Origin of the sequence: Thermoanaerobacterium sp. CMT5567-10 (genome assembly GCF_030534315.2) — a bacterium.
Taxonomy (GTDB): domain Bacteria; phylum Bacillota; class Thermoanaerobacteria; order Thermoanaerobacterales; family Thermoanaerobacteraceae; genus Thermoanaerobacterium.
Genome location: NZ_CP130558.2, coordinates 1,666,709 through 1,691,826, shown reverse-complemented (window position 1 = coordinate 1,691,826; position 25,118 = coordinate 1,666,709). Strand labels below are relative to the sequence as shown.

Genomic DNA, 25,118 nt, shown 5'->3' with positions numbered 1-25,118 from the left:
TTTTTAAGGAGGTTTGGTATATGAGGCAGCGTGGAAGTATTAGAGAAATGGGCGAAGGAAGGTTTCGCATAGCAATATATTTAGGTGTTGATGCTAATGGAAAACGCAAATATTATTATGAAACAATACATTGCAGCAACAAGAAAGAGGCGCAAAAATATTTGACACAAAAATTGAACGAAATTGACAATGGTACTTTCATCAAACCTGCAAATATGACATTAAGAGAATACCTTGACGAATGGGAAGAAAACACTTTAAAATCACGTGTAAGACCCAAAACATACAAAAGCTATAAACAACTTATAGAACTCTATATTAAACCTCATTTAGGAAATTTTAAAATTAAAGATATAAACCCTTTACTAATAAAAAATATGTACGCAGCTATGATAACCAAAGGTCTTTCGCCAAGAACTGTCAGATATACACATACAGTTTTAAAAAATGCATTAAATCAGGCCATTAAATGGCAGATAATAAAAACTAATCCTTGTGACAATGTTGATCTACCAAAACAAGCACGGAAAGAAATGAAAGTATTAACACCAGAGCAAGCCAAAAAGTTTTTAGAAGCTTGTGCTTATAATAGATTTGGTGTATTGTTTGAACTACTTTTAACATCAGGAATGAGACCAGAAGAAGCACTTGGCCTTAAATGGGAAGATGTAGATTTCAAAAATAATCGTATCCACATCAAAAGAGTCTTAACAAGGACAAAAGAAGGATGGAATCTTGAAGAACCAAAAACATCAAAAAGTAGAAGAACCATACCTCTCCCAAAAGAAGTAATGAAAAGCCTCAAAGAACATAAGAGAAATCAGGCTGAAGAAAAACTCAGAGCAAAAGAAACTTTAAATTATGATAAAGACAAGGAAAAATTTAAAGTAGAAGAATTGAAAGAAAAATTACATGATACACAAATATATGTAGATTATGGATTTGTATTTGCCGCGCAAAACGGTAGTCCACTAGAAGAAAGAAATGTATCACGATATTTTAAAGATCTTCTCAAAAAAGAAAATTTGCCTGATATAAGATTATATGACTTAAGGCATACATGTGCTACCCTATTATTAGCAGCAGGTGAAAATCCAAAAGTAGTTAGTGAAAGATTAGGTCATGCTAGTATTACACTAACACTTGATACCTATTCTCATGTACTACCAGACATGCAGAAACAGGCAACAGATAAACTTGAAGAAATGTTATTTTAATTTCGCATACATTTCGCATACAAAAAGGGTATCGATAAAATCTCGATGCCCTGAAATCCTCTAAAATATGGAGCTGGCGAAAGGAATCGAACCTTCAACCTGCTGATTACAAGTCAGCTGCTCTGCCGATTGAGCTACGCCAGCATCTTTTTATCGCCCTGACAGTTATATATTATACCGGGTAAGTTTCACTCTGTCAACACTTTTTTGAGAAATTTTTATAGGGAACTGATGGCTATTTCATCAGTTCCTCTCTGATTATTGTCTTTTCTCTTCCTGGACCTACAGATATTATTGAAGCATTTATTCCTGTCAGTTCTTCTATTCTTTCTACATATTTCTTGGCGTTTTGAGGCAAATCTTCAAATTTTTTAACATTAGTTATGTCTTCGGTCCATCCATCTAATTCCTCATAGACAGGCTCACACATAGCAAGGTCTTTTAAACTAGCCGGAAAATTATTTATTATTTTCCCATTATATCTATATCCTGTACATATTTTAATCTTTTTAAGTCCTGTCAGTGTATCAAGTTTAGTCAGTGCAAATGTTCTTATGCCGGATACTCTTACAGCGTAATTGACTATGACAATGTCAAGCCAACCACATCTTCTGGGCCTTCCTGTCGTTGTGCCGTACTCATGTCCTTTCTCCCTTAAAAAATCTCCTTCTTCATTAAAGAGCTCTGTGGGAAATGGCCCCTTTCCGACTCTTGTCGTATACGCTTTAACAACTCCTACCACATCATTAATCATTGTAGGGCCTATACCCGCACCCACAGTTACACCACCTGATATTGGATGTGATGCTGTAACATAAGGATAAGTCCCTAAATCGATATCAAGTAGAGTTCCCTGTGCGCCTTCAAATAATACCTTCTTCTCTTCTTTTATTAAATCATACAATAATGAAGTAGTGTCTACGATGTATGGTTTAAGTATTTTGGCGTATTCAAGATATTCTTCATATATCTCTTCAAAGCTCATTTCAGGCAAGCCGTATATCTTTGTGAATATCTCATTCTTCTTTTTGACATTTATCATCAGTTTTTCCCTAAATACTTCTTCATCTACAAGGTCGCAAGCCCTTATTCCAATCCTTTCTGATTTATCCATATAGCATGGTCCAATGCCTCTCTTTGTTGTGCCTATATCGTTCTCGCCTTTAGACAACTCTTCCAATTCATCAAGTCTAACATGATATGGAAGAACTATATGTGCCCTATCGCTTATTTTTAAATTTTCTACGCTAACCCCCTGGCTTTTCAATGTATTTATCTCCTCAATCAGTGAAGCAGGATCTAGTACAACGCCATTTCCAATTATGCAGATTTTATCAGGATATAAAATCCCAGATGGTATTAAATGCAATTTATATTGAATACCATCTTTCTCAACGGTATGTCCCGCATTGTTACCACCTTGATATCTTACGACAACATCGGCCTTTTCAGCAAGATAATCAGTTATCTTTCCCTTTCCTTCATCGCCCCATTGTGAGCCTACTATGACAAGTGTTGACATTATTTTTGCTCCTTTCTTTACTTAACTCTATTTAAAATTTCTCTCGCAACAACGACACCTGACACAGATGCTTGTGCTAGCCCCCTTGTAATACCTGCACCATCGCCGGCTGCAAAGAGATTTTCGATTTGCGTTTCAAACTTATTTGTAAGTTTTACTCTAGATGAATAGAACTTAACTTCTACCCCATACAAAAGGGTGTGCTTGGAATAAATGCCAGGTGATACTTTGTCAAGAGCCTCAAGCATTTCAACGATGGATTGGAGAAATCTATAAGGTAGTACAAGGCTTAAATCACCTGGTGTGGCATCTTTAAGAGTAGGCTCTACAAGGCCACGTTTAAGCCTCTCTGGAGTTGACCTTCTACCTGACAAAAGATCCCCAAGCCTCTGCACAATTACGCCGTCCCCCAGCATATTTGCCAGTGATGCAATGTACTTTCCATACGCAATTGGCTCTTTAAACGGCTCTGTAAATTCTTTGCTTACAAGTATTGCAAAATTTGTGTTATCTGTCTTTATATCTTTGTAACTGTGTCCGTTAACCGTCTTAAGGCCTTCGTTATTTTCAACGACTACTTTACCATAAGGATTCATACAAAAAGTCCTGACTCTGTCATCAAATGATTTTGAATAATAAATGAATTTCGACTCATAAACAACGTCTGTTATGTCTTCCATGACGACAGCAGGAATCTCTACTCTGACACCAACATCGACCGCATTATTTTTCGTCTCAAGAGACAACCTCTCTGATTCTCTTTTAAACCAGTCAGCACCTTCCCTTCCCGGCACCACTACTACAAATTTAGCCAAGTACTTCTCGCCATCCTCCGTCACAACACCGCAGGCTTTGCCGTCTTCTGTCAGTATCTCCTTAACCATTTTTTTAGTCTTTATCTCTATTTTATCCATTAAAAAATCTTCTATATTTTTTATTATGTCGTAACACTTTTCCGTGCCTAAATGCTTTATAATTGCAGGAATAAGCTTTAAATCTGCTGCTGCAGCTCTTCTTTCTATATCCCTTATTTTTTCTCTATCAGTTCCGTGTACTTCTCTAGTTCCGCCAAATTTCACATAAACACTGTCTACGTAATTTATCAGCTCATCCAATTGCGACTTTGGAATATATTCATCTAAAACACCACCATAGTCAGATGTCAAAGTCAGTTTTCCATCGCTAAAAGCACCTGCTCCACCTATTCCACAAGTGATGGAACACGGTTTGCAGTTTGCACACTTTGATTCATACTGGTTTATGGGACATACTCTTCCTCTTATATCTCTTCCTTTTTCTAGAAGCAATATGTTAAGTCCACTATTTTCTTTCACCAATTCCAGGGATGCAAATAGTCCTGCCGGACCACCACCAACTATTATTACATCGTATGATTTCATATGAAACACTCCTTTTAGATAAGATAACAACATCCCCTTAAGTATATTATCAGATATTCTCAATTTAATCAACTAAAATCACGAATAATAATCAATATTTTTTACATAAAGTTCGTTTTTTCGCCAGTATTCTGCCTTTTTTGAAACCAATTTTTAATTTTTTAATGTAAGTTTTATTTCGTTAATGAGATAAAGTCAATAAAATCATACCTTATATAATACTGTTGCCTTTTTAAATTCCTATATCATCAATGTCGTTTTTTTATGCCCAAAAATAATATATAATAATCTTGTAAATTTTATAATCTGAAAGGAATGTGGTTAATTGTATCACGAAGATCTTTTGAAATTTGCTGTTACAGCAGGCCAAACGGTATTGGAAAATGGCGGAGAAACATACAGAAGTGAAGACACAATAACAAGAATGTTGGAAAACAAAGTGGAGAGAATCGAGACGTTCGTAACACCTACAGGCATTTTTGCATCTATTGAAAATGATGGGAAGATTCAGACTACAATAACAAGAGTAAAACAAAGAGATAGCGATTTGAATAAAGTAGCTCTTGTCAATGATTTATCAAGAAGGTTTAGCAAGGAAAAATTAGACACACTGGATTTTGACAAATACGTAGAGGAATTAAGGGAAATAAGATCAAAAGGTAAATACAATTATGTGTTGAGAATATTTTTTGCAGGTGTTGCAGCATCATCGTCAGGTATGTTACTAGGAAGTACGCTTAAAGACTTCTTGCCTACATTTGTAACTGCCACACTTTTGCAGATATTTGTAACGTATTTTGAAAATTTGCATCTTTCGACATTTATAATCAATATCATCGGTGGAGCTTTTGCAGCATTGCTTGGGATAATCTTTTCGCATTTTTCTGTAGGTACATTAAATGGCATCATAATAGGATCTATCGTGACACTCCTTCCCGGCGTGGCCATAACAAACGCTGTAAGAGATGCCATATGGGGTGATCTAGTATCAGCTGTCTCTAGGGGTGTTGAAGCAGGAATGTCTGCTATAAGCATCGCCGCCGGAGTAGGATTTATCCTTAATATATGGTATGTAATTGGAGGTAAACTATGATACTGCAGATTTTATACGGTTTTTTCGCAACAGCCGGTTTTGCATTTCTCTTTAATGTGCCATTTGATGCTATAGTTGTATCAGGACTATCTGGCGCAATTGGATGGGCCGGATACCTTTTGTCCATGAAAATATATCCATCTATTGTTGCAGCTTCTTTTATAGCATCCCTTTTCATTGGTATAATGGGAGAAGTTTTCGCTCAAAAAAAGAAGTACCCTACAACTATATTCGTCATACCCGGCATCATCCCGCTAGTACCAGGAGCATATTCATACAAGACGGTACTTGCCATAATTCAAGGCAATAATAAACAGGCCTTTGATTTAGGCCTGCAAACCATCGGCATCGCTTTAGCAATAGCTGCCGGACTGATGTTCGTAATTTCTTTTTCAAGAATTAGGAAACGATAATCTTTGATAGCTCTTTGTCAAGCTCTCTAACAATGCTCAACAAACTCTCTAAATCGTCTTTAATATCGTGTATAAATTTAGATTGTTCTTCAGTTGATGCAGATACTTCTTCTGTAGATGCCGCAGTTTCCTCCGAAACTGCCGATATATTCTCAATGGAAGATATGATCTCATTTTTGTACTCTGTAAGTCCTACAACAGCATCATTCAATACCCGCGTGCTATTAATTATCGTATCTATAGACGATTTAATATCATTAAACGCTTGTGCAGTCGTCTCCACCTGAGCTGATTGTTCATCAGCGATTTGTTTAACTACATTAGCCTGTTCGACAGTCGCATCAGTTTTCTGTTTAATATTGCCTATAATCTTTGCAATCTCTGACGCTGCTTCTCTCGATTGCTCAGCTAAGTTTCTCACTTCTTCTGCAACAACTGCAAACCCTTTTCCTGCTTCACCTGCCCTCGCAGCTTCAATCGCAGCATTTAAGGCTAGAAGGTTTGTCTGATCAGATATTCCTGTAATAACCTCTATGATCTTCTCTATCTGTCTTGAATTTGACTGCAATTCATTAATCTCCGCAACAACGCTGTCAATTGACTCTTTAGTTTCGGCTGTCTTGTCCTTAAGGGATTTTATTGTTTCTATGCCGTTTTGACTTATCCTATTAGCGTTATTTGTTGATTCTTCTACGGCTTTGAAGTAGTTTGCAGATTCATCGATATTCTGCCCCATCTTCTGAGCCATTTCCGCCGCATTGGAAGCATCCTTTGCTTGTTCTGAAGAGCCTTGAGCTATCTCTTCCACTGCTTTTGATATCTGGCTGAAAGTCGTATTTGCCTCTTCTATAGAGCTTGAAAAATTGCTTACTGTATTCTCTGTGTTTTTAGCGAATTCAGTCACATTTTTAATTATGTTTCTTACTCTGTCAACCATCTCATTGTAGCTTTCTATCAAAGAACCCAACTCGTCATTGCGGCCCCTTTTTACATTGGCATTAAAATTTCCCTCTGAAAGCTTTTTAAAACCTTCTTTAAGCCGCGATATAGGCTTTGTAATCGATAATGATATGTATATTGAAAATAATATTGACAATAAAAACGAAACAACCGCTACAATAACAAATGCGCCTTTATGTGTGTCATCCACAACATATTGATATGTCCCAGCAAGAGGAACAAGTACTACAACTATAAAGGAAAGCATCAATCTCCAAAATATACTTTTCATTCATATACCCCCTAACTTTTATATATTCTCCCTATTTTAACAACAAAATATATATAGCTACCTGCCTAAAAGTTTAGTTATATACATAAATAGTTGGCCGCCCAAGTAAATACCTACTATTCCTGCTATACCCGGGAGAACATTTGGTGCAGGCAGCGGCAGCTCCAAAAATGAAAATATAAGTCCAACCAATAAACCTGTAAATAAAGCAAAAACTGTAGCCTTCAAATTAACACCTCACTTATCTTTATCGTCATCAAGACTATAAACTTTAGAACTTTTATATTATACCACAAAAAATAATTTTTTATGGCTTATGCAATTCTAAGCTTTATTAAAAAACAAACACCTCCATCTGTGTTAAATGCTTCAATTGTTCCTCCGTGCCATTCTATTATTGCCTTAGTAATAGCAAGGCCAAGGCCTGTTTCACCCTCATCTCCTTTAAAAAACCTTTCAAACATATTGTTTAATTCCTCATCTGTAAATTTCCTCCCATCATTTTTAATCTTTATTTCTACATGGTCTCTGTGATTATGTGTTTCTACATCTATTGCCGTTTTAGCATACCTTACACCATTGCTTAATATATTCATAAAAGCCTGAATCAATTTCCTTCTATCGCATTTTACGACTGCATCATTACCATTGTAGTTTATTTTAATTTTTTTCTTATTTAATTGAGGCATTATTTTCTCTATACATTCGTCAAAAATATCTTTGAGATGTTCTTTGTGCATTTTAAGACCCTCTTGATGTGTCTCAAGTTTCGTCAGATACATCAAGTCATTTACGATATCTCTAAGCCTTATGCTTTCATCTATTATTATGTCTAGAGACTTTGGTATATCATCGCTTTCAATAACGCCATCCTTTATACCTTCTGCATAGCCCTGTATCAACATAAGGGGTGTCTTTAGTTCATGGGAAGCATTTTGCAAAAATCGCCTTTGAGATGTATAGTAATTCCTGAGTTCCACAGACATGTCGTTAAAAGCATCTGCTAAAAGCTTTATTTCTCCATCAGATTTTATTTCTACCTTTTCGCCAAACTTCTTATTTTTAATCTTCTCAACCATTTCTGTTAGTTTTGCAATTGGCGCGGAGATAGATTTCGAAAGCAAATAACCTATTATGAGTGATATTATGCCAGAGACTAAGAATCCTTTTAAAAGGACTCCTACTATTTGAAGAGAAGCAATCTTTATACCCTTTACAAGTGTATACATAACTATAGAACCTATTACTTTTCCGCTTATATTGCTTATTATGGGAAATACAGCAGCTACTACATCTATGTTGCCTATCTTTATGCTATTGTAAGAACCTTCCTTTGTTATCTTATCAAGTATTGCGTATTCTATCCTATTGCCTCCACCAAATGGATTTTGTCTTGATGAATATACAATATTTCCATCCAGATCAACCACCAATAGTTCTCCGTCGAGAATTCTGCCACCAACTCTGAATTGAGGCATGTACCTTATAGATTGCAGTGCTTCAGGCGTACTTATCCTTCCATTGTACAATCTCTGTATAACAGATCCCTGCCTTATGAGATTTTGCCTTGCTTCATTTATTAAAAAGTTCCTTATCATTAAATTAAAAAATACACCGATTATAGAGAATGAAATGAATATAAGCAATATATAAGAAATTATCAACTTAAATCTTATAGACATCACGATTCCACCTTATAACCATATCCCCAAATGGTAGAAATATTAAACTCACAACCATAACTTTGCAACTTTTTCCTTACCCTCTTTACCATGTCGTCAACTGCCCTGGTCTCAGTAAACGAATCATATTTCCAGACTTTCTCCAAAAGCTGTTCTCTTGTAAATGCCTTATTTGCATTTTTAGCTAAAAATTGTATTAGCTCAAACTCCATAGAAGTAAAACTCATTTCTTCTCCATTGTAAAGCACTTTCCTTTCATCTGGAACTATAACTATATCTTTTATTTTTATCTCGTTGCTTCTTTTGGGCATTTTCACCCTTCTAAATACAGATTTCATCCTTGCTATAAGCTCTCTAGGAGAAAAAGGCTTTGCAATGTAATCATCAGATCCTAATTCTAAACCTAATATTTTATCTAAATCTTCATCTCTTGCAGAAACAATTATTATTGGCACATCGCTTATCTTTCTTATCTCCTTGCAAAGTTCATAACCGTCCATTCCAGGCATCATTATGTCTAAGATAAGCATATCAGGCTTGTCTTTATTGAAATTTTCCAAAACGTCTTCAGCATTGTCAAATGCTTTTACATTATACCCTTCTTTTTCGACGTATTTAACCATTAAATCCCTTATATTCTTATCATCATCAATAATGTATATAAGCTCAGACATAGTACCACCTCATCTATAATTTAACATTTTAAAACCGCAAAAACAACACTTATATACTGTAATACATATTTTAAACATTTTGACATAAAAAATAAAAGACGGGTATACCGCCTTTAAACATACTTTAATTTTATACAAATGAAAACACCATAAGAATTGCGGTTAGTGAAATCAATACAATTGTAGTTCCCCAACCAATAACATTTTTTGCAGGACTGTTTACGTATTTACCCATTATTTCTTTATTATTTACAAGTAGCATCATAGATATTAAAACTACCGGCAATAAAATGCCGTTCAATACCTGTGTCCATATTGTTATGGTAATAAGTGGTGCATGAGGAATCAATATTATGGCAACAGCTATGACAATTATAGCCGTAAAGAGTGTATAAAATTCTGGAGCTTCATCAAGCCTTTTGTCTATACCTGCTTCAAACCCAAATGCCTCACAGATGTAAAATGCCGTTGCCACTGGAAGTATTGCAGCAGAAAAAATCGACGCAATAAAAAGCCCAAATGCAAATACACCTGAAGCCAACTCACCAGCCAGCGGCCTTAAAGCCATAGCTGCATCCTTTGCCTCGTTTATCTTTATTCCGTTAACATGAAGTGTGGATGCACAAGCTACTATTATGAAAAATGCTACAGCTACTGTTGCGATACAGCCTATCACAACGTCCCAAATAGTGTACCTATAATCCTCTATTTTTACGCCTTTTTCTATAACAGATGACTGCATGTAAAATTGCATCCAAGGGGCTATTGTAGTACCGACGATACCTATTACCATGCTTAAATAATCAGTTTTAAATGACATCGTAGGTTTTATTATGGATTGACCTATAGCTTTCCAATCCGGATGTGCCAAAAGGGCTGAAACTATATAAGATAGCAAAAATACGCTAAATATCAAAAACACCTTTTCTGCTATCGTATAATTCCCTTTGACAATTAGAAGCCAAACTGCAATAGCTGCTAAAGGTACCATTATATACTTGCTAATGCCGAAAATCTCCATACTGCCCGCTACACCGGCAAACTCTGTTGCAGTGTTGCCAATATCCGCAATGAGGAGTCCAAGAAAAATAAAAAATGTAACTTTTACACCAAAATTTTCTCTTATGAGATCTGCCAAGCCTTTTCCTGTTACAACACCCATTCTAGCATTCATCTCTTGAATCACTATTAAGACAATAAATGATGGTATCAATGTCCAAAGCAATTTATATCCGTAAATGGCACCTGCCACAGAATACGTCGTTATGCCACCTGCATCATTATCTACACTTCCAGTTATAATGCCTGGGCCTAAAATAGACAGAAATATCAATAAATTTGTAAGAAATGTCTTCCTCTTTGTCACTTCACACTACCTCCTTGCGTACGTCTTTCCGCTCTTCATCAGTTCATATATAATATCGTTTATAAGTACTGTTCCTAAAAGCTTCATATCATCATCAACGACAGGTATTGCCACCAAGTTGTACTTAGTCACAGTTTTTATAAGCGACTTAATAGAGTCTGTATCTCTGGTATAAATTATATCTTTATTCATAATATCATTTAACAGAGTGTTTGGCTCCGAAATGACTAAATCCCTTAATGTTACAGCTCCTAAAAGTTTATTTGTTTTATCGACTATATAAAGATAATATATAATGTCTTCATCAGGTTTTAAAAGCCTCAGCTCACGTATTGCCTCTTCAACGGAAAGAGTATTCTCAAATGCCACAAAATCAGTCGTCATCAAGCTTCCAACAACATACTCGGGATACTCCATCAGCTCTCTAACTTCTAATGAGGCATTGTTTTCCATTTCATTTAACAGTTCTTCAACTTTTTCTTCATTCAGATCATCAAGTATATCTGCTACTTCATCTGCAGGCATTTCTTCCAAAATATCTGCAGCTTTAGACACAGGTAGCTCGTTTAATATGCTTCTTTGAGTATCTGTCTCCATCTCTTCCAGCACATCTGCTGCTCTTCCATGCTCGAGGCTTGAAAATATATCTATACCGGTTTTTAAATCAAGATCTTCGATTATGTCCGCAAGGTCTGAAGGGTGAAGTGTTGCCAATTTATGATAAGTCTTTGATAACATTATATTTTCATTTGAACGAGAAACTGTTTCTATATCCTCCCAAAGTATGAATTTGCTGGATATAGTTTTGCCAAATCTCTTTAATATCCTTTTTAACGGCTTTGCAAGTCCAAGCCTTCTTAAAATTCCTTCAATTCCTATGTCAACAGCAATCGCAAACAAGTCCTTATCCAAAAATGCAAGCCTTATGTCATTTACCCTTACAACTTTTCTTCCATTTACGTCTATAATCTGCTTGTCAAGTACATTTTTAGACAAGTACAAGACATTACCTACGCTCTCTATTTCTACTGGATTATTGCACACAAGTTCATACTGCCCAAACTTTTTTGTTATCTTCATATTCTCCCATTTGTATGTCTTAGTGCCCAATCTCGTTTTTACTATCATGGATATAGCTACAGGATGCTGAATAGCCGTTGAAACGCCGATGTCTTTTAACCTTCCTAAGATTTCACCATTTTTTAAAAATATCTTATTTCCTAAGATTCTGCTTAAATAAAGGCTTAAAATAGGCATCTCATTACCTCCTTTTCACCGGGAGGAGTTTAAGGTAAGATAGACTCCTCCCTCATATTCTTTTTTGAATTTTTAAATTTTATTCGCTTATTATAAGGGCCAGAGTCCATCATTACCACCTGCCTTTTAAAAAATTTAAGCCTTTTACAATAAAGTAAAAGGCTCTCTTCTCAACACACTCGTTGGGTTTTAGCACTATGCGGCATAGGTTTCACCAGCTGAATTAGATTAAACCTTGTTACGGTAGAATCTGTTGACCCATTGGCATCTCTCGATGTTTCCGGGCATCAGCATGTATCCGCATAGGAGCCTCACTTAACGAACTTTATTTAATTGCACATAAATTATAACATACAATCTTTATGTATACAACAAATTTATGACAAATTTTTTAACGCATTTACATCTTTTATTATTATAGCATGCCTATCCAGTTTTATAACTCCTTCTTTGTCTAACTGACTTAAAATTCTTGTCATATTTTCTCGAGACGTCCCTACCATGTTGGCAAGGTCTTGTCTGCTTAAGTTTAATTCTATAGCAATTCCTTCTTTATTTTTCACACCTTTTTCTCTTGCAAATGTCAAAAGTATAGAAACAGTCCTACCTAAAGAATCCTTCAATGCCAGGTTTTCAATTATAACTGCAACGTTCTGTAGTCTTTTTGCCATAAGTTTTATTATACCAAGGGCTATTTCGTTATTCTTTAATATGAGATTTTCAATATCTTTGTTTTTTAAGATGATAACTATTGAGTCTTCTATCGCTTCCGCTGTAGCTGGGTATTTCCCACCTATAAATAGAAGGGATTCAGCAAATATATCTCCATTTTCCATGATTTTAATAATATGCTCTTTGCCTTGTTGTGACGTTTTTGAAATCTTAACTTTACCTGTTTTTACAAAGTAGATAGCATCTCCTTCATCACCTTCAAAAAAAATAATGCTACCTTTTTTGTACTCTTTTTTACAGGCAATTTTATTCAATTCTTTTAATGAATTTTCGCTAAGAGTATTGAAATAGGGTATCTTCCTAAGATAATCATATTCACACATAAAAATACCTTCTTACCTATTCTGTCCTATATTTTTCAATACTTACAAATTTCGTATATTGTCCCATCCACAATAGCTCAATCGTACCTGTTGGCCCATTTCTGTGTTTTGCAATGATTAGCTCTGCTATATTTTTCTTTTCGGAGTCTTTGTTGTAATAATCATCTCTGTAGAGAAACATCACTATGTCAGCATCCTGTTCTATTGCACCTGATTCTCTTAAATCGCTTAAAATTGGCCTATGGTCTGATCTTGCCTCAGGTGCACGGGATAGCTGCGATAATGTTATGATGGGAACCTGTAATTCCCTTGCAAGCCCTTTTAAAGACCTTGATATCTCTGAAACTTCTTGCTGACGGCTTTCCGAATTTCCTCTTCCTTGCATAAGCTGTAAGTAATCTATAAGCACCAATGATAAACCTTTCTCCAGCTTTAGTCTTCTACACTTTGCCCTTATGTCCATCACAGATATGCCAGGTGTATCATCAATGTATATTGGTGCTGTGGAAAGAGGTGCCATTGCAGCAGCAAGTCTTGGCCAATCATCATCATCTAAATTGCCAGTCCTTAATTTCTGGCTATCGATATTTGCTGTAGAACATATAAGTCTATTTACAAGCTGCTCTTTTGACATCTCAAGGCTAAATATTGCAACAGGTTCTTTAAGAGCCAGCGCCGCATTTTCTGCAATGTTTAAAGCAAATGATGTTTTACCCATTGAAGGCCTCGCTGCCAAAAGTATAAAGTCTGATGGCTGAAAACCAGATGTCTTCAAGTCCAGATCCGGAAAACCCGACGGTACACCAGTCATATGCCCTTTATTTTTATAGAGATTCTCTATATTATAAAATGTATCCATCAAGACGTCTTTTATGGGATAAAAATTTTCAGTGTTCCTTCCTTGCGCTATATCAAATATCTTTTGTTCTGCCGCATCCAATACATCATGGATATCGCCGCCGCTATATCCCATTTCCATTATTTCAGATGAAGCTTGGATAAGGCGCCTTAATGTAGCCTTTTCCCTAATCATCTTTGCATAATACGATACATTTGCAGTAGTAACAATACTGGATGATAAATTTGTTATATAGTCAAGTCCCCCAACAGCCTCCAAAAGGTTTTGCCTTCTCAACTCATCAACGACAGTAACTAAATCAACCGGTATGTTTTTTTCAAACATATCCATAATGATTGTAAAAAGCTTTTTGTTTGATTCTTTATAAAAATCATCTGCTTTAATTATCTCAGATGCATCGATTATGGCATCCCTTGATAAAAGCATTGCACCTAAAACAGCTTGCTCTGCCTCTATATTTTGAGGAGGGATCTTATTCCACTCCATCTCATACCCCCCTTAAAGCAACCAAAACCATGTGAATTTTTACCTCCAAGACCTGCATCAACAAAAAAATTTTATTCGCCTACAACCTCTACTTTTATTTTTGCCTGTATGCCTGGGTACAATTTTACATCTACATTAAATGTACCTGTCGTTTTTATTGCATCAGCAAGATTTATTTTCTTTTTGTCTATATTGTATCCTCTTTTATTTAACTCATCTTGTATATCCTTAGACGTTATAGAACCAAACAGTTTACCATTTTCCCCTGTCTTTACTTTAAGCTTAATTGTCTCCTGTGAAAGCTTTTTTGCTATCTCTTGTGCTGCTTCCACCTCTTTCTGCCTTTTTTTCTCCTCTGCCTTCTTCTTTTCATTAAGCACATTTATATTGGACTTCGTGGCATCTATAGCAAGCCCACGTGGCAAAAGATAATTCCTGCCATAACCATCGCTTACATTTACTATATCTCCTGCTTTACCTATGCCCTTTACATCTTTTTGCAAAATCACTTTCATTACAATTCACCTTCCTTAAAGTATTCATCAATAGCTTTCTTCAAATCATCTATTACATTTTGAAGCGGTTTTTTAACCTGCGCACCTGCAACAGTTAAATGTCCACCGCCTCCAAGTTTTTCAAGTATTACCTGAACATTTATATCTCCTATAGATCTTCCGCTGATAGCCACGTCGTCATGCCTTTTAAATACGACAAAAGATGCCTGAACACCTTTTATGTTTAAAAGCTCGTCTGCAGCTTGAGCAGCAATCACATTGTCAGTCTCTTCAGGACTTACAGCAATTGCTATTCCTTCTTTTGTTATTTCCGCATTTTTAACTATCGTAGATTTTATTATATACGATTTTAAATCATTTTGAAATAGCATCTTGACAGATATGGTATCGGCTCCTTTCCTCCTCAAATAAGATGCTGCTTCAAACGTCCTTACACCTGTCCTAAATGTAAAATTTTTTGTATCAACCGTTATTCCAGCAAGTAAAGCTTCCGCCTCTATAGGTTTTAAGTCTACTTTATCTTTAATATACTGGGATATCTCCGTCACAAGCTCACACGTAGAAGATGCGTACGGCTCAAGGTAAACAAGCAATGCCTTGTCTATAAACTCCTTTCCCCTTCTATGGTGATCTATAACTATTATCCTCTCTACAAGATTTACCAATTCAGGATACGTTAAATAACTTGGTCTGTGAGCATCTACTACTATAAGCAATGTTTTCTGATTAACGACACTTTTTACATTGCTTACATCTATAAATGGATTTGCATATTCCTCGTCTCTTTCTATCTTTTCTAAGAGGGTTTCTATTGCTGGATTCGATTTATCTAAAATTATCTTAGCTTCTTTTCCAAGTGATACAGCACACCTGTACATACCAATTGCTGCACCTAAAGAATCAAAATCCATAAAATTATGTCCCATCACCAAAACATTAGAAGACTCCTCAATAAGCTCTCTTATTGCATGTGATACAACTCTAGCTTTGACTTTTGTCCTTTTTTCAACAGCTTGTGTTTTACCACCGTAAATCAAAATTTTTTCACCCTTTTTTACAACGGCTTGGTCTCCGCCTCTGCCTAAAGCTAAATCAATTGCAGATGTTGCATACTCATTCAATTTGCTGAACTCAGGTGAATCAGCGCCAACACCTATACTCAATGTTATAGGAATTTTGTTGCCCACATTTATATCTCTTATGAAGTCAAGTATTTCAAATCGATTTTCTTCTAGATTATTAAGATCGCTCTCTTGTGTAACAAAGATGTACCTATCATTAGCATATTTAATTATATATGCATTCATAGACTGTGCCCAAATATTAAGTCTTCGTTCAATCTCTGCCGCAATAACAGGCCTATTTAAATCATCTGCAGACTGAAGTGCTTCTTCATAATTGTCTACAAGTATGTAGCCTAAAACTGGTTGAGAATTTATAAGTTTCTTTGATATTTCCATGTAATCAGTTTCGTCAAAAATGAAAATATTATAATAAGTATGATTGTCTTTAGACTTTTTCCTTTTAGGTTGAGACAATATGCTCATCATGTAATAGTATTTATTGCCTATTTTAAAATGATACTTATCATCTTTTTTTGATTTAGCATATTTTAAAATAACATTATTTATGTCTTTCTTATCTTCAAAATTTTGAGCAAAACATGAATTATACCATACTATATTTCCCTCATCGCTCATTAAAGCGACTGGTATAGGCAAAAGTGATAATACATTGCCAGATGCCTTATCAACACTAAAAAAAAGTCTTTCAATGTACTTATCAAATTCTGTCCGCTTCTTTTTTTCTCCTTTGTACTCTAAGTACAAAATGTATATCAGCAATACCATTGATGCAAAACCTATATAAATATTATAATATAAAACTGTAATCGTCAGAACCGCTGATAAAATTACATTAAGTAAACTTACAGAGGATATCAATTTGTAAAATTTTTTATCAAACATATCCACATCCCCTTAGATCAAATGCAAAGGCGATAACTTTCTAAGTAAATTTCCTTAAATTCATGCTTGTGTCGATAACACCCAATAACGCCATTAAAGAAAAAGTCACAGGAAATATAAATAAAATTATCAAGATGACATTGCTAAGTCCAGAATTCATGTTGAATTTCTTAGTCATATAATATTTAACGTAAGAAAAGCCGCTTATAGTAAATCCAATAGACAGAAGAAGCAAAAGATTAGACGCCACTATACTGGAATTTACAAAATACTGATATAAAAGGGCACCGATAAATATCCAACCCGTCACGTACGGCATCCTCCAAAACATAAATGGAGGCAATCTTTTTACTTTCTGATCTTTCATCATTATCCTGGACAAAAGCATATAGTTTGCCACAACAACTATAGCAATCATTATGACAAAAATTGAAGGCAGCAAAACCTTAATAGTGTCTATCATATAATTTATCATGCTTCTAACCGCAGCTTCATTGGGGGTATTTTTATAAAATGCTAAAACCTCATTTCCAATTTGTGCATAATCATTTAAAATACTATTTATTACATTTATACCAAATATTTTAAGAATATACAATAGCCCAACAAATCCAACTAAAGATATCACTCCAGTCTCTATTACAACATCACGAGGTGTATTTCCTTTTTTTATGAGATAACCCATTATAATTCCGATGACACTTATAACTGCAACTATTGATGCAGTAATAATATCTGTAAATAAAAATGTAGCTATAAAAACTAAAATAGTGGATAAAATCCCATATAATAAATCGCTTCTAATAGATACAATGCTTATAGGCACTGGTACAAAAAAAAGTATGAAAAAAAGCGGTGGTACGTATGCACCAACTAAAACAATTATAACCGCCATAGCCGCCATAATAGCTGCATTTGCAATGTTTTTGCTATCCATCTCTGCGCCTCCATGTATAAATCTTACCTCTTTTTAAGATAGGCAATAAGATCTTTATAATTCTCCGAACCCTCTCCATCGATTTCTGCCAAAATAGATCTCATGCGCTTTAAGATTTCCTCGTCAATTTCTCTAAAATCATATCCTAATTTATTTCCCAACAAATACCCAGTAATTATCACATGGCATATATTATCAATCAGCTCTAGTGATATATCATCATTATTAAAATTCTTGAATATAGATGCCGTTCTATCTAAAAGCTCTACTTTTAAATTTTCTAAGCTTTTGATATTCTTCGTTATATCAAAATTATTATCCATAATATCCCACCTTATACACATGAAAAACAAGAGAGGGCTGCGCCCTCTCTATTATATCATTATTCGACTGTATATGGTAGTAGTGCAATTTGTCTTGCTCTTTTTATGGCAACTGTAAGCTGTCTTTGGTGTATTGCACAATTCCCAGTTATCCTTCTAGGCAATATCTTGCCTCTTTCGGTTATATACTTACGCAACTTACCAACTTCTTTATAATCTATATAATCTATCTTGTCGGCACAAAAAGCACAGACACGCTTTTTTGCTTTTCTGTTTTTTCTCTTTTGAGCAGAATTTTCTTTAACATTGCTACTATTGTTATTGTTGCCTGACATACTCAACCCTCCTTAGAATGGAAGATCATCTTCTGACTCTACCGGACTAAATCCATCAAAATCGCCGCCATCCACATCGATATCAAAACTATGAATATCTTTACCTAAATCAATCATAGGATCATTGCCACTGCTTTTGTTGGAATCCAAAAACTTAACTTCATCCGCAACAACTTCTGTAATCCAGTGGCGATTGCCGCTGTTGTCATCCCATGAACGAGTCTGGATACTTCCGGCGACAGCAACTAATCTTCCCTTTTTAAGATTATTTCCACAAATCTCTGCAAGTTTTCGCCATGTAACGATGGGTATAAAATCTGCCAACCTGTCACCATTTTGCTGAGTATAGTTCCTGTTAACAGCAAGTGTAAAAGTTGTTACAGGAATCATATTTGATGACGCATATTTTAGGACAGGATCTTTTGTTAAACGGCCTATCAATACAACTTTATTTAACATTATTTAACCCACCTATCAATGAATTATTTATCAACTTTAACGATAAGATATCTCAATATACCGTCTGTTATTTTGTAAACTCTCTCAAGTTCGTGTGGGACATCTACATCACTGTTAAAGTTCATCAAAACATAATACCCTTCACTCTTCTTATCGATTTCATAAGCAAGCTTCCTTCTGCCCCACTCATCGACATTTGTAATTTCTCCACCTTTTTCTGTTATGAGATTTTTGAACTTCTCAATTAAAGCAGGTCTTGCTTCATCATTGACATCTGGAGAAATTATAAATATTGTTTCATACGATCTCATTATTTCACCTCCTTACGGACTTTACGGCCCTATTGGGCAAGGCGGCAATCCATATTGTTATTTTATCATTGTTCATTTGGTTTTTCAACAGTTTTTATTATTTTTTTCATTCCTTTCTCAAATTTAGGTCTTGGCATCAACACCATTCTGCCACACTTTAAACATTTTATCCTTATGTCCATACCTACTCTAAGTACCTCCCATTCATCTCCTCCACACGGATGGAGTTTTTTCATCTTGACAACATCACCCACGTTGATCTCTTTCGGCATCACTATCACCTTTCTTGTTAATCTCTTTTAATACAACATCCATGTGCGGATATGGAAACTCTACACTATTATCGTCAAATTCCTGCTTTATTCTATATCTTAAATCCCTTTCTACAGCCCACTGCTGCATTGGCTTCGTCATAGCTACTATTGTAATTTCAACTGTAGAATCTTTAAAGTTAGTTATGCCAAGTACTGAAGGTCCTTCCAATATATCATCTCTATCTTTTTTTACCGCATTGCATATTTCATTTAATATCTTTAAAGCTTTGTCTACATCCTCTTCATAAGATATACCAATAGTTACGAGAGCTCTCATAGCACCTTTAGAATGGTTTGTTACAGACGTAATTTCGCCATTTGGAATGATGTTAAGATCACCTGAAAAGTCCCTAATTTTTGTAACTCTAAGTCCGATTTCCTCCACAGTCCCTGAAAAATTGTTTATAGTAATATAGTCACCCACTCCAAATTGATCTTCGAATATTATAAAAAAGCCTGTTATGACATCTTTCACAAGGCTTTGTGCTCCAAATCCAACTGCGAGGCTGCCTATACCGGCTACAGCCAGTATTGAACCCATTTTTAATCCTAATATCTCCAGTATAGAGTAAATTGCAACAAAGTATATGACATACCTTAAAATATTTTTTGTAAGAGAAGAAAGTGTTTTTACCTTCCTTTCTGAAAATTGAATCTTGGACCTTTCCTGCATTACATAGAATCTATCTATCAAAAGGTATCCTAATTTCTTGGCAATATACGCTATTATAACGACTTTTAAAATATCAAAAGTCGTTCCTAATATCTTTATATCGTAAAGTTTCAGTATTTGATTATACAAATTAAGCAGATATTCCAAATTAAACATCCTTTCACTTTAAATTACAGCAAAAACATTTTAAGGACATCATTGTTGTTCAAAAATAGCTTTGCAAACTGAGATTTGTCTATATACGTCCAGTAACTTAGGGGTAACATATTGTTTATGGCTTTAAACAAGCTGAATATGAAAAAAACAAACACAAATCCTTCTACCATGCCTAAAAGCCCACCGCCTATCTTGTTAAAGATCCTTATAAACGGATAATTCAATAATTTGTTGAGTATCACTGCAAAGATTTTTAAAAATAATGTAAAGAACAAAAATGTCAAAACTATACTAATTAAATCTACAAACGACTTTATAGATGTAACATTAAAGATTACATTTTTTAAAGAGCCTGCCAATTTCATTGCAAAATCCAACAATTTTACATTTCTCATTATATACTGTGATACAATTGGATAAAACTTCACAGTCAAAATCCATGATATTACAATATTTGCTAATCCGTAAAGTGTCATAATAAAACCTTTTATAAAGCCAGAGTACATAAAATATGCAATTACCAAAACTATTATAATATCAACAATATTCATAAAAACCACCTTAAAACACCTAATATTATAATACACATTTATGTGCCTGTTTTCAACCAATACTTATTTACAGTGTATTAATAGAATGAAACTTGTGAAAAATAATTATAGAAATATGCTTTAAGGAGATGGCATAATGAAATTAATCAACATAAATGATAAAACATGTTACAGTGATTTTAGTTTAGAATTTTCAAGATGTTTTAATAAATTGTTTAACTTTAAAGATGACTTTGTCGTTGTCTGTATTGGTACAGACAGGTCCACTGGTGACAGTCTTGGACCAATTGTTGGATATAAACTAAAAAATTTCTTTTCTGACAGAATCGGTATATATGGAACATTAAGCGAACCTGTCCATGCGAAAAATCTAAATGAGACTTTATACAATATTAAAAAAGTACATAAAAATCCTTTTATTATAGCTGTAGATGCATGTCTGGGTTCATTAAATCATGTAGGCTGTATATCTATAGGTGAAGGTGCTATAAAACCTGGTGCTGGTGTTTCAAAAGATTTGACTCCTATAGGAAATATGTATGTGACAGGTATAGTAAATATTTCTGGATTTATGGAATTTATGGTACTACAGAACACAAGGCTCAATGTTGTAATGAAGATGGCAGATATAATAACATATGGCATAACGAAATCTATAATAGAATTGGAAAATCGCAAAGAAAGGGCATAATTTAAGCCCTTTCTTTGCTTTCATCTATATCAAACTGACTTATTTTTATAAAATTGTTTATGGCATCTACTACAGGCGCATATTTTTCATAGAATATCACAATCAAATCTCCCGGCTGTGCTTCGTACATAGCGGTTTTTAACGCATCTACTTCTTTTAAAATCACATTTACATCTTCTTTGCCGACTCCACCCTTTAGTACGCCTATCTCCAGAAGTTTTGCTATTTCACCTGGCTTTCGTCCTCTTAAATCTAAATCCTCTTTTATATAAACTTTATCAAATCCTTCTCCGCAGATTTCACCTATCTTCAATGTGCTTGAATCGCTTCTGTCACCCGGAACCCCTATAACCCCTATCAAACGATTAGGATTCAACTTTCGAGCTGATTCTATTACCTTTCTTATGCCATCTATATTATGGCCATAATCCACAAGGACTCGGAAACTTCCTACATTGAAAATATTAAATCTACCTGGATTGTGATTCTCATCGCAATAGAATGATTTGATTCCTTTTGAAATTACATTCACTGGAATCTTGATGCCGTACGATGCAGCAATTGCTGCCATTGCATTTTCTACATTGTACAAGACTTTACCGTTTAGCGTAGCTGGAATCTCATCAATTTTTGCAACAGGTACTATTTCACCATTTGCAATTACTATCGTATCATTTTTTACGTATACAGAAATACCGCCTTCTTCTAAATGCCTTTTTATAGTAATGTTATTCTCATGCATCGAAAAGTATATGATTTTTCCCTTTGCTCTTTTGGAAATATACGGTGTCATAGGATCATCAGCATTTAAGACTGAGTACCCATCTTTTTTTACTGCTTCCACCACTAAAGATTTTACAAATGCAAGATCTTCTAATGTTTCAATACCATCTATGCCAAGGTGGTCTTCTGAAATATTTGTAATTATGCCTACATCAGCCAAATCGTATCCTAAACCTTCCCTTACAATGCCACCTCTTGCTGTTTCCAACACAGCCGCATCAATATTTTTATCAGCAAGGCATGTCCTGGCACTTTTAGGTCCTGAATTATCCCCTTTATATATGCATACATCATCAACATAAATCCCATCTGTAGACGTCATTCCAACCGTATAACCATACGTCCTCAATATTTGAGATATCATTCTCACTGTCGTCGTTTTCCCATTGGTACCAGTAACCGATATAATTGGTATTGTGGCTTTGCTCCCTTTTGGATAAAGCATATTTATAATCGCTCTTGCGACATCTCTTGATTTGCCCTTAGACGGGTAGTGATGCATCCTTATGCCTGGGGCCGCATTAACCTCAATTATAGCACCATTGCTCCTGTTTAAAGGCATAGAGATATTTTCCATTGTAATATCAATTCCCGCAATATCCAGGCCAATGGCCTTTGCTGCTCTCACCGCTATTTCTATATTGTCAGGATGTATTTCTTTCGTCCTATCAATTGCTGTACCTCCAGTACTTAAGTTTGCGCTTTCGCGAAAATATACGTATACACCTTTTGGAGGAATATCATCAATTTGGTATCCTTGCTTTTTTAACACAAATTGTGAAATATTGTCTATGTTTATTTTTGTAAGAGGTTTTTCATGTCCAACACCTCTTAGAGGGTTCCTGTTTTCAATCTCTACTAGCTCCCTAATTGTATGTATTCCATCGCTTAAGACTCTAGCAGGTACTCTTTCCGATACTGCAACAACTCTATCACCAATCACAAGAACTCTATAATTTTTTCCCTTGATATGTCTTTCAACTATAACTAAATCACTTATGTTTTTTGCATTTCTATAAGCGACGATCAACTCCTCTTTATTTAATAGATTTAAAAAAACGCCTTTTCCTTGATTGCCGTTAAATGGCTTAACTACAACTGGGTAGCCAATTTCCTCAGCTATGGCTATTGCATCATTTTCATTATACGCGACATCCCCTTCAGGTACTGGTAGCCCATACTCTTTAATCATGTTTTTGGTCAGAATCTTATCACAGGCTATATCTACAGCAATGCAGCTAGTATTTTGGGTTATAGTACCTTCTATCATCTTTTGATAGCGTCCATAACCTAGTCTCAATATGCTGCCATTTCCAACCCTTGTTACAGGAATTGACGCTTCTTCTGCAGCTTTCTTTATAGCCATAGTACTGGGTCCCAGCTCAACTTCCACAACAACTTTCCTTATTTGCTCTAATTCCTTCTCAAAATTGAAATCCTCTCCACTTATAAATTTATTAACCATCTCAACCGCTAATTTAGCTGATCTTATTGCACATTCCTCTAATTCATATTCAAATATTACGTTGTAAAGGTGTCCTTCAATCAATCTAGCTTTCCCATATTTCACATCATACCCAAGTATATTTTGAATTTCCAATATTATATGCTCTGTAACATGTGGAAGATATGTACCTTCATCAAGTCTCTTTAAAAAACCACCTTCATAACCGTACGAACAACAATGTTTGTTTAAACTAGGAATTGTTTTTATAAGCCTTTCATTAAATCCCGGTATATCTTTTGTTGGTATATCATAATCACCTGTATCCACAATCATCTTTACAACAGGTCTATGGCAGTATATGTTTCTACCACGATATACCCTTATATCTTTTATAACCATTATATATCCTCCTTGTTATATTTAAAAGGCTCTCTTAGCATAATATCAAAACCATACCCTGATGGGAGTATATGTAGTGTCACATGTGTTAATGATAATATCTCATCAGGGCTAGACTCTGACACATTGGTATTTTTCAATGTCCTACCGTCGATTACAGTTACTGCATTTGAGCCAATAACTCTAAATTTATTTCCATCGACTACTATAGCGGTATCTTCATCAATTCCTGCTCCAAGATTCTCTGGGTTTTCAGCTATCGCAGTAAGCAGCCTTCCAATTCTCCCTCTTTGTGCAAAATGCTGGTCTATTATCACGTTATTTAAAAGTCCCAATCCTGGTGCCATGTTTATTGTACATTTCCTTGGGGACTCCTCATCATTGCCACCTATTATCATCGTTGTAGACATAACAGATGCTCCTGCACTTGTTCCAACTATTAAAATACCTTTCTGTTTATTTAATTCATTTAAAAGTTTGTCAATACCACTTCCTCCAAGTATACTGGTAATCCTCAGCTGATCTCCCCCTGTAAAGAAAATACATGTACTGTTTCTTAGCCTTTCTTCAACAATTTCGTTTTTTGCATCATCTCTCGAATCTATATTTACAGTTTCGACAGTTCCCGCTCCTAACCTCTTAAAGATTTCTACATAATTTTTACCTACATCTTCTGGCTTTTCTGTTGCAGTAGTCATTATGACTATTCTGCTATTTTCACCACCAGATAGTTTTATCACTTCTTTTAAGATTATGCATTTGTCTTTTTTATCTTCTGCACCACCTATGATTAAAAGCTTTCCTCTGTTTATTTCATCCATCTATACGCCTCCAGGTCGGTTCTTATTGTGTGAAATCAAAAATCAAAAAAACTTCAGACATATATAGTATGGCTGAAGTTTTTTGACAATATACTTTTTATTTAATTTGTACATATTTTTGCAGAATTCTCTTTACATGCAATACAATGTTGTTAGAAAGCAGAACTTCCCCTTCAACACA

Annotated in this window: 26 protein-coding genes, 1 tRNA gene and 1 riboswitch; of the genes, 4 read left to right on the top strand and 23 right to left on the bottom strand. The window is 35.0% G+C overall.

Features of this window, described 5'->3' with window-relative positions:
- The first annotated feature begins 20 nt into the window (after positions 1-20).
- A complete protein-coding gene (gene xerC, locus Q2T46_RS08770) occupies positions 21-1,217 on the top strand; it encodes a tyrosine recombinase XerC (protein WP_303263302.1) in 1,197 nt (398 codons plus the stop codon).
- A gap of 68 nt (positions 1,218-1,285) precedes the next feature.
- On the opposite strand, the gene Q2T46_RS08765 is transcribed toward xerC, so the two are convergent.
- From Q2T46_RS08765 to Q2T46_RS08755, 3 genes are all read right to left on the bottom strand, one after another.
- A tRNA-Thr gene (locus tag Q2T46_RS08765) sits at positions 1,286-1,361 on the bottom strand.
- A gap of 91 nt (positions 1,362-1,452) precedes the next feature.
- Positions 1,453-2,739 carry an adenylosuccinate synthase gene (locus Q2T46_RS08760; RefSeq protein ID WP_303263303.1) on the bottom strand — a complete coding sequence of 429 codons (1,287 nt, stop codon included), beginning with the start codon at positions 2,737-2,739 and terminating at the stop codon, positions 1,453-1,455.
- Positions 2,740-2,756: 17 nt separating this feature from the next.
- Entirely contained in the window at positions 2,757-4,139 is a 1,383-nt protein-coding gene (locus Q2T46_RS08755) for an NAD(P)/FAD-dependent oxidoreductase (protein ID WP_303263305.1), read from the bottom strand.
- 325 nt (positions 4,140-4,464) lie between these two features.
- Between Q2T46_RS08755 and Q2T46_RS08750 the strand changes: the two genes are divergently transcribed.
- Complete coding sequence (locus Q2T46_RS08750) at positions 4,465-5,232, top strand: threonine/serine exporter ThrE family protein (RefSeq protein ID WP_303263307.1); 768 nt, start codon at positions 4,465-4,467, stop codon at positions 5,230-5,232.
- Entirely contained in the window at positions 5,229-5,645 is a 417-nt protein-coding gene (locus Q2T46_RS08745; protein ID WP_303263308.1) for a threonine/serine exporter family protein, read from the top strand. The genes Q2T46_RS08750 and Q2T46_RS08745 overlap by 4 nt, the downstream gene beginning before the upstream one ends.
- Here the strand turns inward: Q2T46_RS08745 and Q2T46_RS08740 are convergent.
- The 18 genes from Q2T46_RS08740 to Q2T46_RS08655 all read right to left on the bottom strand — a co-directional run bounded on the left by Q2T46_RS08740 (position 5,632) and on the right by Q2T46_RS08655 (position 20,796).
- Entirely contained in the window at positions 5,632-6,876 is a 1,245-nt protein-coding gene (locus tag Q2T46_RS08740; RefSeq protein WP_303263309.1) for a methyl-accepting chemotaxis protein, read from the bottom strand. The genes Q2T46_RS08745 and Q2T46_RS08740 overlap by 14 nt on opposite strands.
- A gap of 57 nt (positions 6,877-6,933) precedes the next feature.
- Positions 6,934-7,104: a XapX domain-containing protein gene (locus tag Q2T46_RS08735; RefSeq protein WP_303263310.1), complete on the bottom strand. Its 171-nt coding sequence runs from the start codon at positions 7,102-7,104 to the stop codon at positions 6,934-6,936.
- Between the two features lie 86 nt (positions 7,105-7,190).
- On the bottom strand, positions 7,191-8,558 hold the full coding sequence (locus Q2T46_RS08730) for a HAMP domain-containing sensor histidine kinase (RefSeq protein WP_303263311.1): 1,368 nt from the start codon (positions 8,556-8,558) through the stop codon (positions 7,191-7,193).
- Positions 8,558-9,232, bottom strand: a complete 675-nt coding sequence (locus tag Q2T46_RS08725) for a response regulator transcription factor (protein ID WP_303263312.1) — start codon at positions 9,230-9,232, stop codon at positions 8,558-8,560. Before Q2T46_RS08725 ends, Q2T46_RS08730 begins: the two co-directional genes overlap by 1 nt.
- Before the next feature lie 130 nt (positions 9,233-9,362).
- The gene (locus Q2T46_RS08720; RefSeq protein ID WP_303263313.1) at positions 9,363-10,598 is read right to left on the bottom strand and encodes an Nramp family divalent metal transporter; all 1,236 of its coding nucleotides are present in this window, start codon (positions 10,596-10,598) and stop codon (positions 9,363-9,365) included.
- A 6-nt stretch (positions 10,599-10,604) separates the two neighbouring features.
- Complete coding sequence (locus tag Q2T46_RS08715) at positions 10,605-11,855, bottom strand: magnesium transporter (RefSeq protein ID WP_303263314.1); 1,251 nt, start codon at positions 11,853-11,855, stop codon at positions 10,605-10,607.
- A gap of 167 nt (positions 11,856-12,022) precedes the next feature.
- Positions 12,023-12,185: riboswitch (M-box (ykoK) riboswitch) on the bottom strand.
- A 47-nt stretch (positions 12,186-12,232) separates the two neighbouring features.
- The gene (locus Q2T46_RS08710; protein ID WP_303263316.1) at positions 12,233-12,910 is read right to left on the bottom strand and encodes a Crp/Fnr family transcriptional regulator; all 678 of its coding nucleotides are present in this window, start codon (positions 12,908-12,910) and stop codon (positions 12,233-12,235) included.
- A gap of 16 nt (positions 12,911-12,926) precedes the next feature.
- Positions 12,927-14,255, bottom strand: coding sequence for a replicative DNA helicase (gene dnaB / locus Q2T46_RS08705; RefSeq protein WP_303263317.1), 1,329 nt, complete (start codon positions 14,253-14,255; stop codon positions 12,927-12,929).
- A 71-nt stretch (positions 14,256-14,326) separates the two neighbouring features.
- Positions 14,327-14,770 carry a 50S ribosomal protein L9 gene (rplI, locus tag Q2T46_RS08700; protein ID WP_303263318.1) on the bottom strand — a complete coding sequence of 148 codons (444 nt, stop codon included), beginning with the start codon at positions 14,768-14,770 and terminating at the stop codon, positions 14,327-14,329.
- Positions 14,770-16,737 (bottom strand): DHH family phosphoesterase, encoded by a 1,968-nt coding sequence (locus Q2T46_RS08695; protein ID WP_303263319.1) that lies wholly within the window; start codon positions 16,735-16,737, stop codon positions 14,770-14,772. Before Q2T46_RS08695 ends, rplI begins: the two co-directional genes overlap by 1 nt.
- Before the next feature lie 40 nt (positions 16,738-16,777).
- Positions 16,778-17,674, bottom strand: coding sequence for a YybS family protein (locus Q2T46_RS08690; protein WP_303263320.1), 897 nt, complete (start codon positions 17,672-17,674; stop codon positions 16,778-16,780).
- Positions 17,675-17,697: 23 nt separating this feature from the next.
- Complete coding sequence (locus Q2T46_RS08685) at positions 17,698-17,997, bottom strand: MazG-like family protein (protein WP_303263321.1); 300 nt, start codon at positions 17,995-17,997, stop codon at positions 17,698-17,700.
- A 59-nt stretch (positions 17,998-18,056) separates the two neighbouring features.
- The gene (gene rpsR, locus Q2T46_RS08680) at positions 18,057-18,332 is read right to left on the bottom strand and encodes a 30S ribosomal protein S18 (RefSeq protein WP_303263322.1); all 276 of its coding nucleotides are present in this window, start codon (positions 18,330-18,332) and stop codon (positions 18,057-18,059) included.
- Positions 18,333-18,344: 12 nt separating this feature from the next.
- Positions 18,345-18,791: a single-stranded DNA-binding protein gene (locus Q2T46_RS08675; RefSeq protein WP_192403686.1), complete on the bottom strand. Its 447-nt coding sequence runs from the start codon at positions 18,789-18,791 to the stop codon at positions 18,345-18,347.
- A gap of 23 nt (positions 18,792-18,814) precedes the next feature.
- Positions 18,815-19,102 carry a 30S ribosomal protein S6 gene (rpsF, locus tag Q2T46_RS08670; protein ID WP_013299131.1) on the bottom strand — a complete coding sequence of 96 codons (288 nt, stop codon included), beginning with the start codon at positions 19,100-19,102 and terminating at the stop codon, positions 18,815-18,817.
- A gap of 65 nt (positions 19,103-19,167) precedes the next feature.
- A complete protein-coding gene (locus Q2T46_RS08665; protein ID WP_303263324.1) occupies positions 19,168-19,374 on the bottom strand; it encodes a DUF951 domain-containing protein in 207 nt (68 codons plus the stop codon).
- Positions 19,349-20,245 (bottom strand): small-conductance mechanosensitive channel MscS, encoded by an 897-nt coding sequence (gene mscS, locus Q2T46_RS08660; protein ID WP_311062221.1) that lies wholly within the window; start codon positions 20,243-20,245, stop codon positions 19,349-19,351. Before mscS ends, Q2T46_RS08665 begins: the two co-directional genes overlap by 26 nt.
- Before the next feature lie 14 nt (positions 20,246-20,259).
- Positions 20,260-20,796 carry a CvpA family protein gene (locus Q2T46_RS08655; RefSeq protein ID WP_015312717.1) on the bottom strand — a complete coding sequence of 179 codons (537 nt, stop codon included), beginning with the start codon at positions 20,794-20,796 and terminating at the stop codon, positions 20,260-20,262.
- 136 nt (positions 20,797-20,932) lie between these two features.
- Between Q2T46_RS08655 and yyaC the strand changes: the two genes are divergently transcribed.
- The gene (gene yyaC, locus Q2T46_RS08650; protein ID WP_013299135.1) at positions 20,933-21,487 is read left to right on the top strand and encodes a spore protease YyaC; all 555 of its coding nucleotides are present in this window, start codon (positions 20,933-20,935) and stop codon (positions 21,485-21,487) included.
- A 1-nt stretch (position 21,488) separates the two neighbouring features.
- Here the strand turns inward: yyaC and cphA are convergent, their stop codons facing one another.
- Both cphA and Q2T46_RS08640 read right to left on the bottom strand, forming a co-directional pair.
- Positions 21,489-24,116, bottom strand: coding sequence for a cyanophycin synthetase (gene cphA, locus Q2T46_RS08645; RefSeq protein WP_303263329.1), 2,628 nt, complete (start codon positions 24,114-24,116; stop codon positions 21,489-21,491).
- On the bottom strand, positions 24,116-24,937 hold the full coding sequence (locus tag Q2T46_RS08640) for a cyanophycinase (protein ID WP_303263330.1): 822 nt from the start codon (positions 24,935-24,937) through the stop codon (positions 24,116-24,118). The genes cphA and Q2T46_RS08640 overlap by 1 nt, the downstream gene beginning before the upstream one ends.
- Positions 24,938-25,118: the final 181 nt, after the last annotated feature.

Excerpts from the sequence above, each read along its gene's own strand:
- xerC (WP_303263302.1), top strand. The coding sequence starts at position 21 with ATGAGGCAGCGTGGAAGTATTAGAGAAATGGGCGAAGGAAGGTTTCGC.
- Q2T46_RS08760 (WP_303263303.1), bottom strand. The coding sequence starts at position 2,739 with ATGTCAACACTTGTCATAGTAGGCTCACAATGGGGCGATGAAGGAAAG.
- Q2T46_RS08755 (WP_303263305.1), bottom strand. The coding sequence starts at position 4,139 with ATGAAATCATACGATGTAATAATAGTTGGTGGTGGTCCGGCAGGACTA.
- Q2T46_RS08745 (WP_303263308.1), top strand. The coding sequence starts at position 5,229 with ATGATACTGCAGATTTTATACGGTTTTTTCGCAACAGCCGGTTTTGCA.
- Q2T46_RS08740 (WP_303263309.1), bottom strand. The coding sequence starts at position 6,876 with ATGAAAAGTATATTTTGGAGATTGATGCTTTCCTTTATAGTTGTAGTA.
- Q2T46_RS08730 (WP_303263311.1), bottom strand. The coding sequence starts at position 8,558 with ATGTCTATAAGATTTAAGTTGATAATTTCTTATATATTGCTTATATTC.
- Q2T46_RS08725 (WP_303263312.1), bottom strand. The coding sequence starts at position 9,232 with ATGTCTGAGCTTATATACATTATTGATGATGATAAGAATATAAGGGAT.
- Q2T46_RS08715 (WP_303263314.1), bottom strand. The coding sequence starts at position 11,855 with ATGCCTATTTTAAGCCTTTATTTAAGCAGAATCTTAGGAAATAAGATA.
- Q2T46_RS08710 (WP_303263316.1), bottom strand. The coding sequence starts at position 12,910 with ATGTGTGAATATGATTATCTTAGGAAGATACCCTATTTCAATACTCTT.
- dnaB (WP_303263317.1), bottom strand. The coding sequence starts at position 14,255 with ATGGAGTGGAATAAGATCCCTCCTCAAAATATAGAGGCAGAGCAAGCT.
- rplI (WP_303263318.1), bottom strand. The coding sequence starts at position 14,770 with ATGAAAGTGATTTTGCAAAAAGATGTAAAGGGCATAGGTAAAGCAGGA.
- Q2T46_RS08695 (WP_303263319.1), bottom strand. The coding sequence starts at position 16,737 with ATGTTTGATAAAAAATTTTACAAATTGATATCCTCTGTAAGTTTACTT.
- Q2T46_RS08690 (WP_303263320.1), bottom strand. The coding sequence starts at position 17,674 with ATGGATAGCAAAAACATTGCAAATGCAGCTATTATGGCGGCTATGGCG.
- Q2T46_RS08685 (WP_303263321.1), bottom strand. The coding sequence starts at position 17,997 with ATGGATAATAATTTTGATATAACGAAGAATATCAAAAGCTTAGAAAAT.
- rpsR (WP_303263322.1), bottom strand. The coding sequence starts at position 18,332 with ATGTCAGGCAACAATAACAATAGTAGCAATGTTAAAGAAAATTCTGCT.
- Q2T46_RS08675 (WP_192403686.1), bottom strand. The coding sequence starts at position 18,791 with ATGTTAAATAAAGTTGTATTGATAGGCCGTTTAACAAAAGATCCTGTC.
- rpsF (WP_013299131.1), bottom strand. The coding sequence starts at position 19,102 with ATGAGATCGTATGAAACAATATTTATAATTTCTCCAGATGTCAATGAT.
- Q2T46_RS08665 (WP_303263324.1), bottom strand. The coding sequence starts at position 19,374 with ATGCCGAAAGAGATCAACGTGGGTGATGTTGTCAAGATGAAAAAACTC.
- mscS (WP_311062221.1), bottom strand. The coding sequence starts at position 20,245 with ATGTTTAATTTGGAATATCTGCTTAATTTGTATAATCAAATACTGAAA.
- Q2T46_RS08655 (WP_015312717.1), bottom strand. The coding sequence starts at position 20,796 with ATGAATATTGTTGATATTATAATAGTTTTGGTAATTGCATATTTTATG.
- yyaC (WP_013299135.1), top strand. The coding sequence starts at position 20,933 with ATGAAATTAATCAACATAAATGATAAAACATGTTACAGTGATTTTAGT.
- cphA (WP_303263329.1), bottom strand. The coding sequence starts at position 24,116 with ATGGTTATAAAAGATATAAGGGTATATCGTGGTAGAAACATATACTGC.
- Q2T46_RS08640 (WP_303263330.1), bottom strand. The coding sequence starts at position 24,937 with ATGGATGAAATAAACAGAGGAAAGCTTTTAATCATAGGTGGTGCAGAA.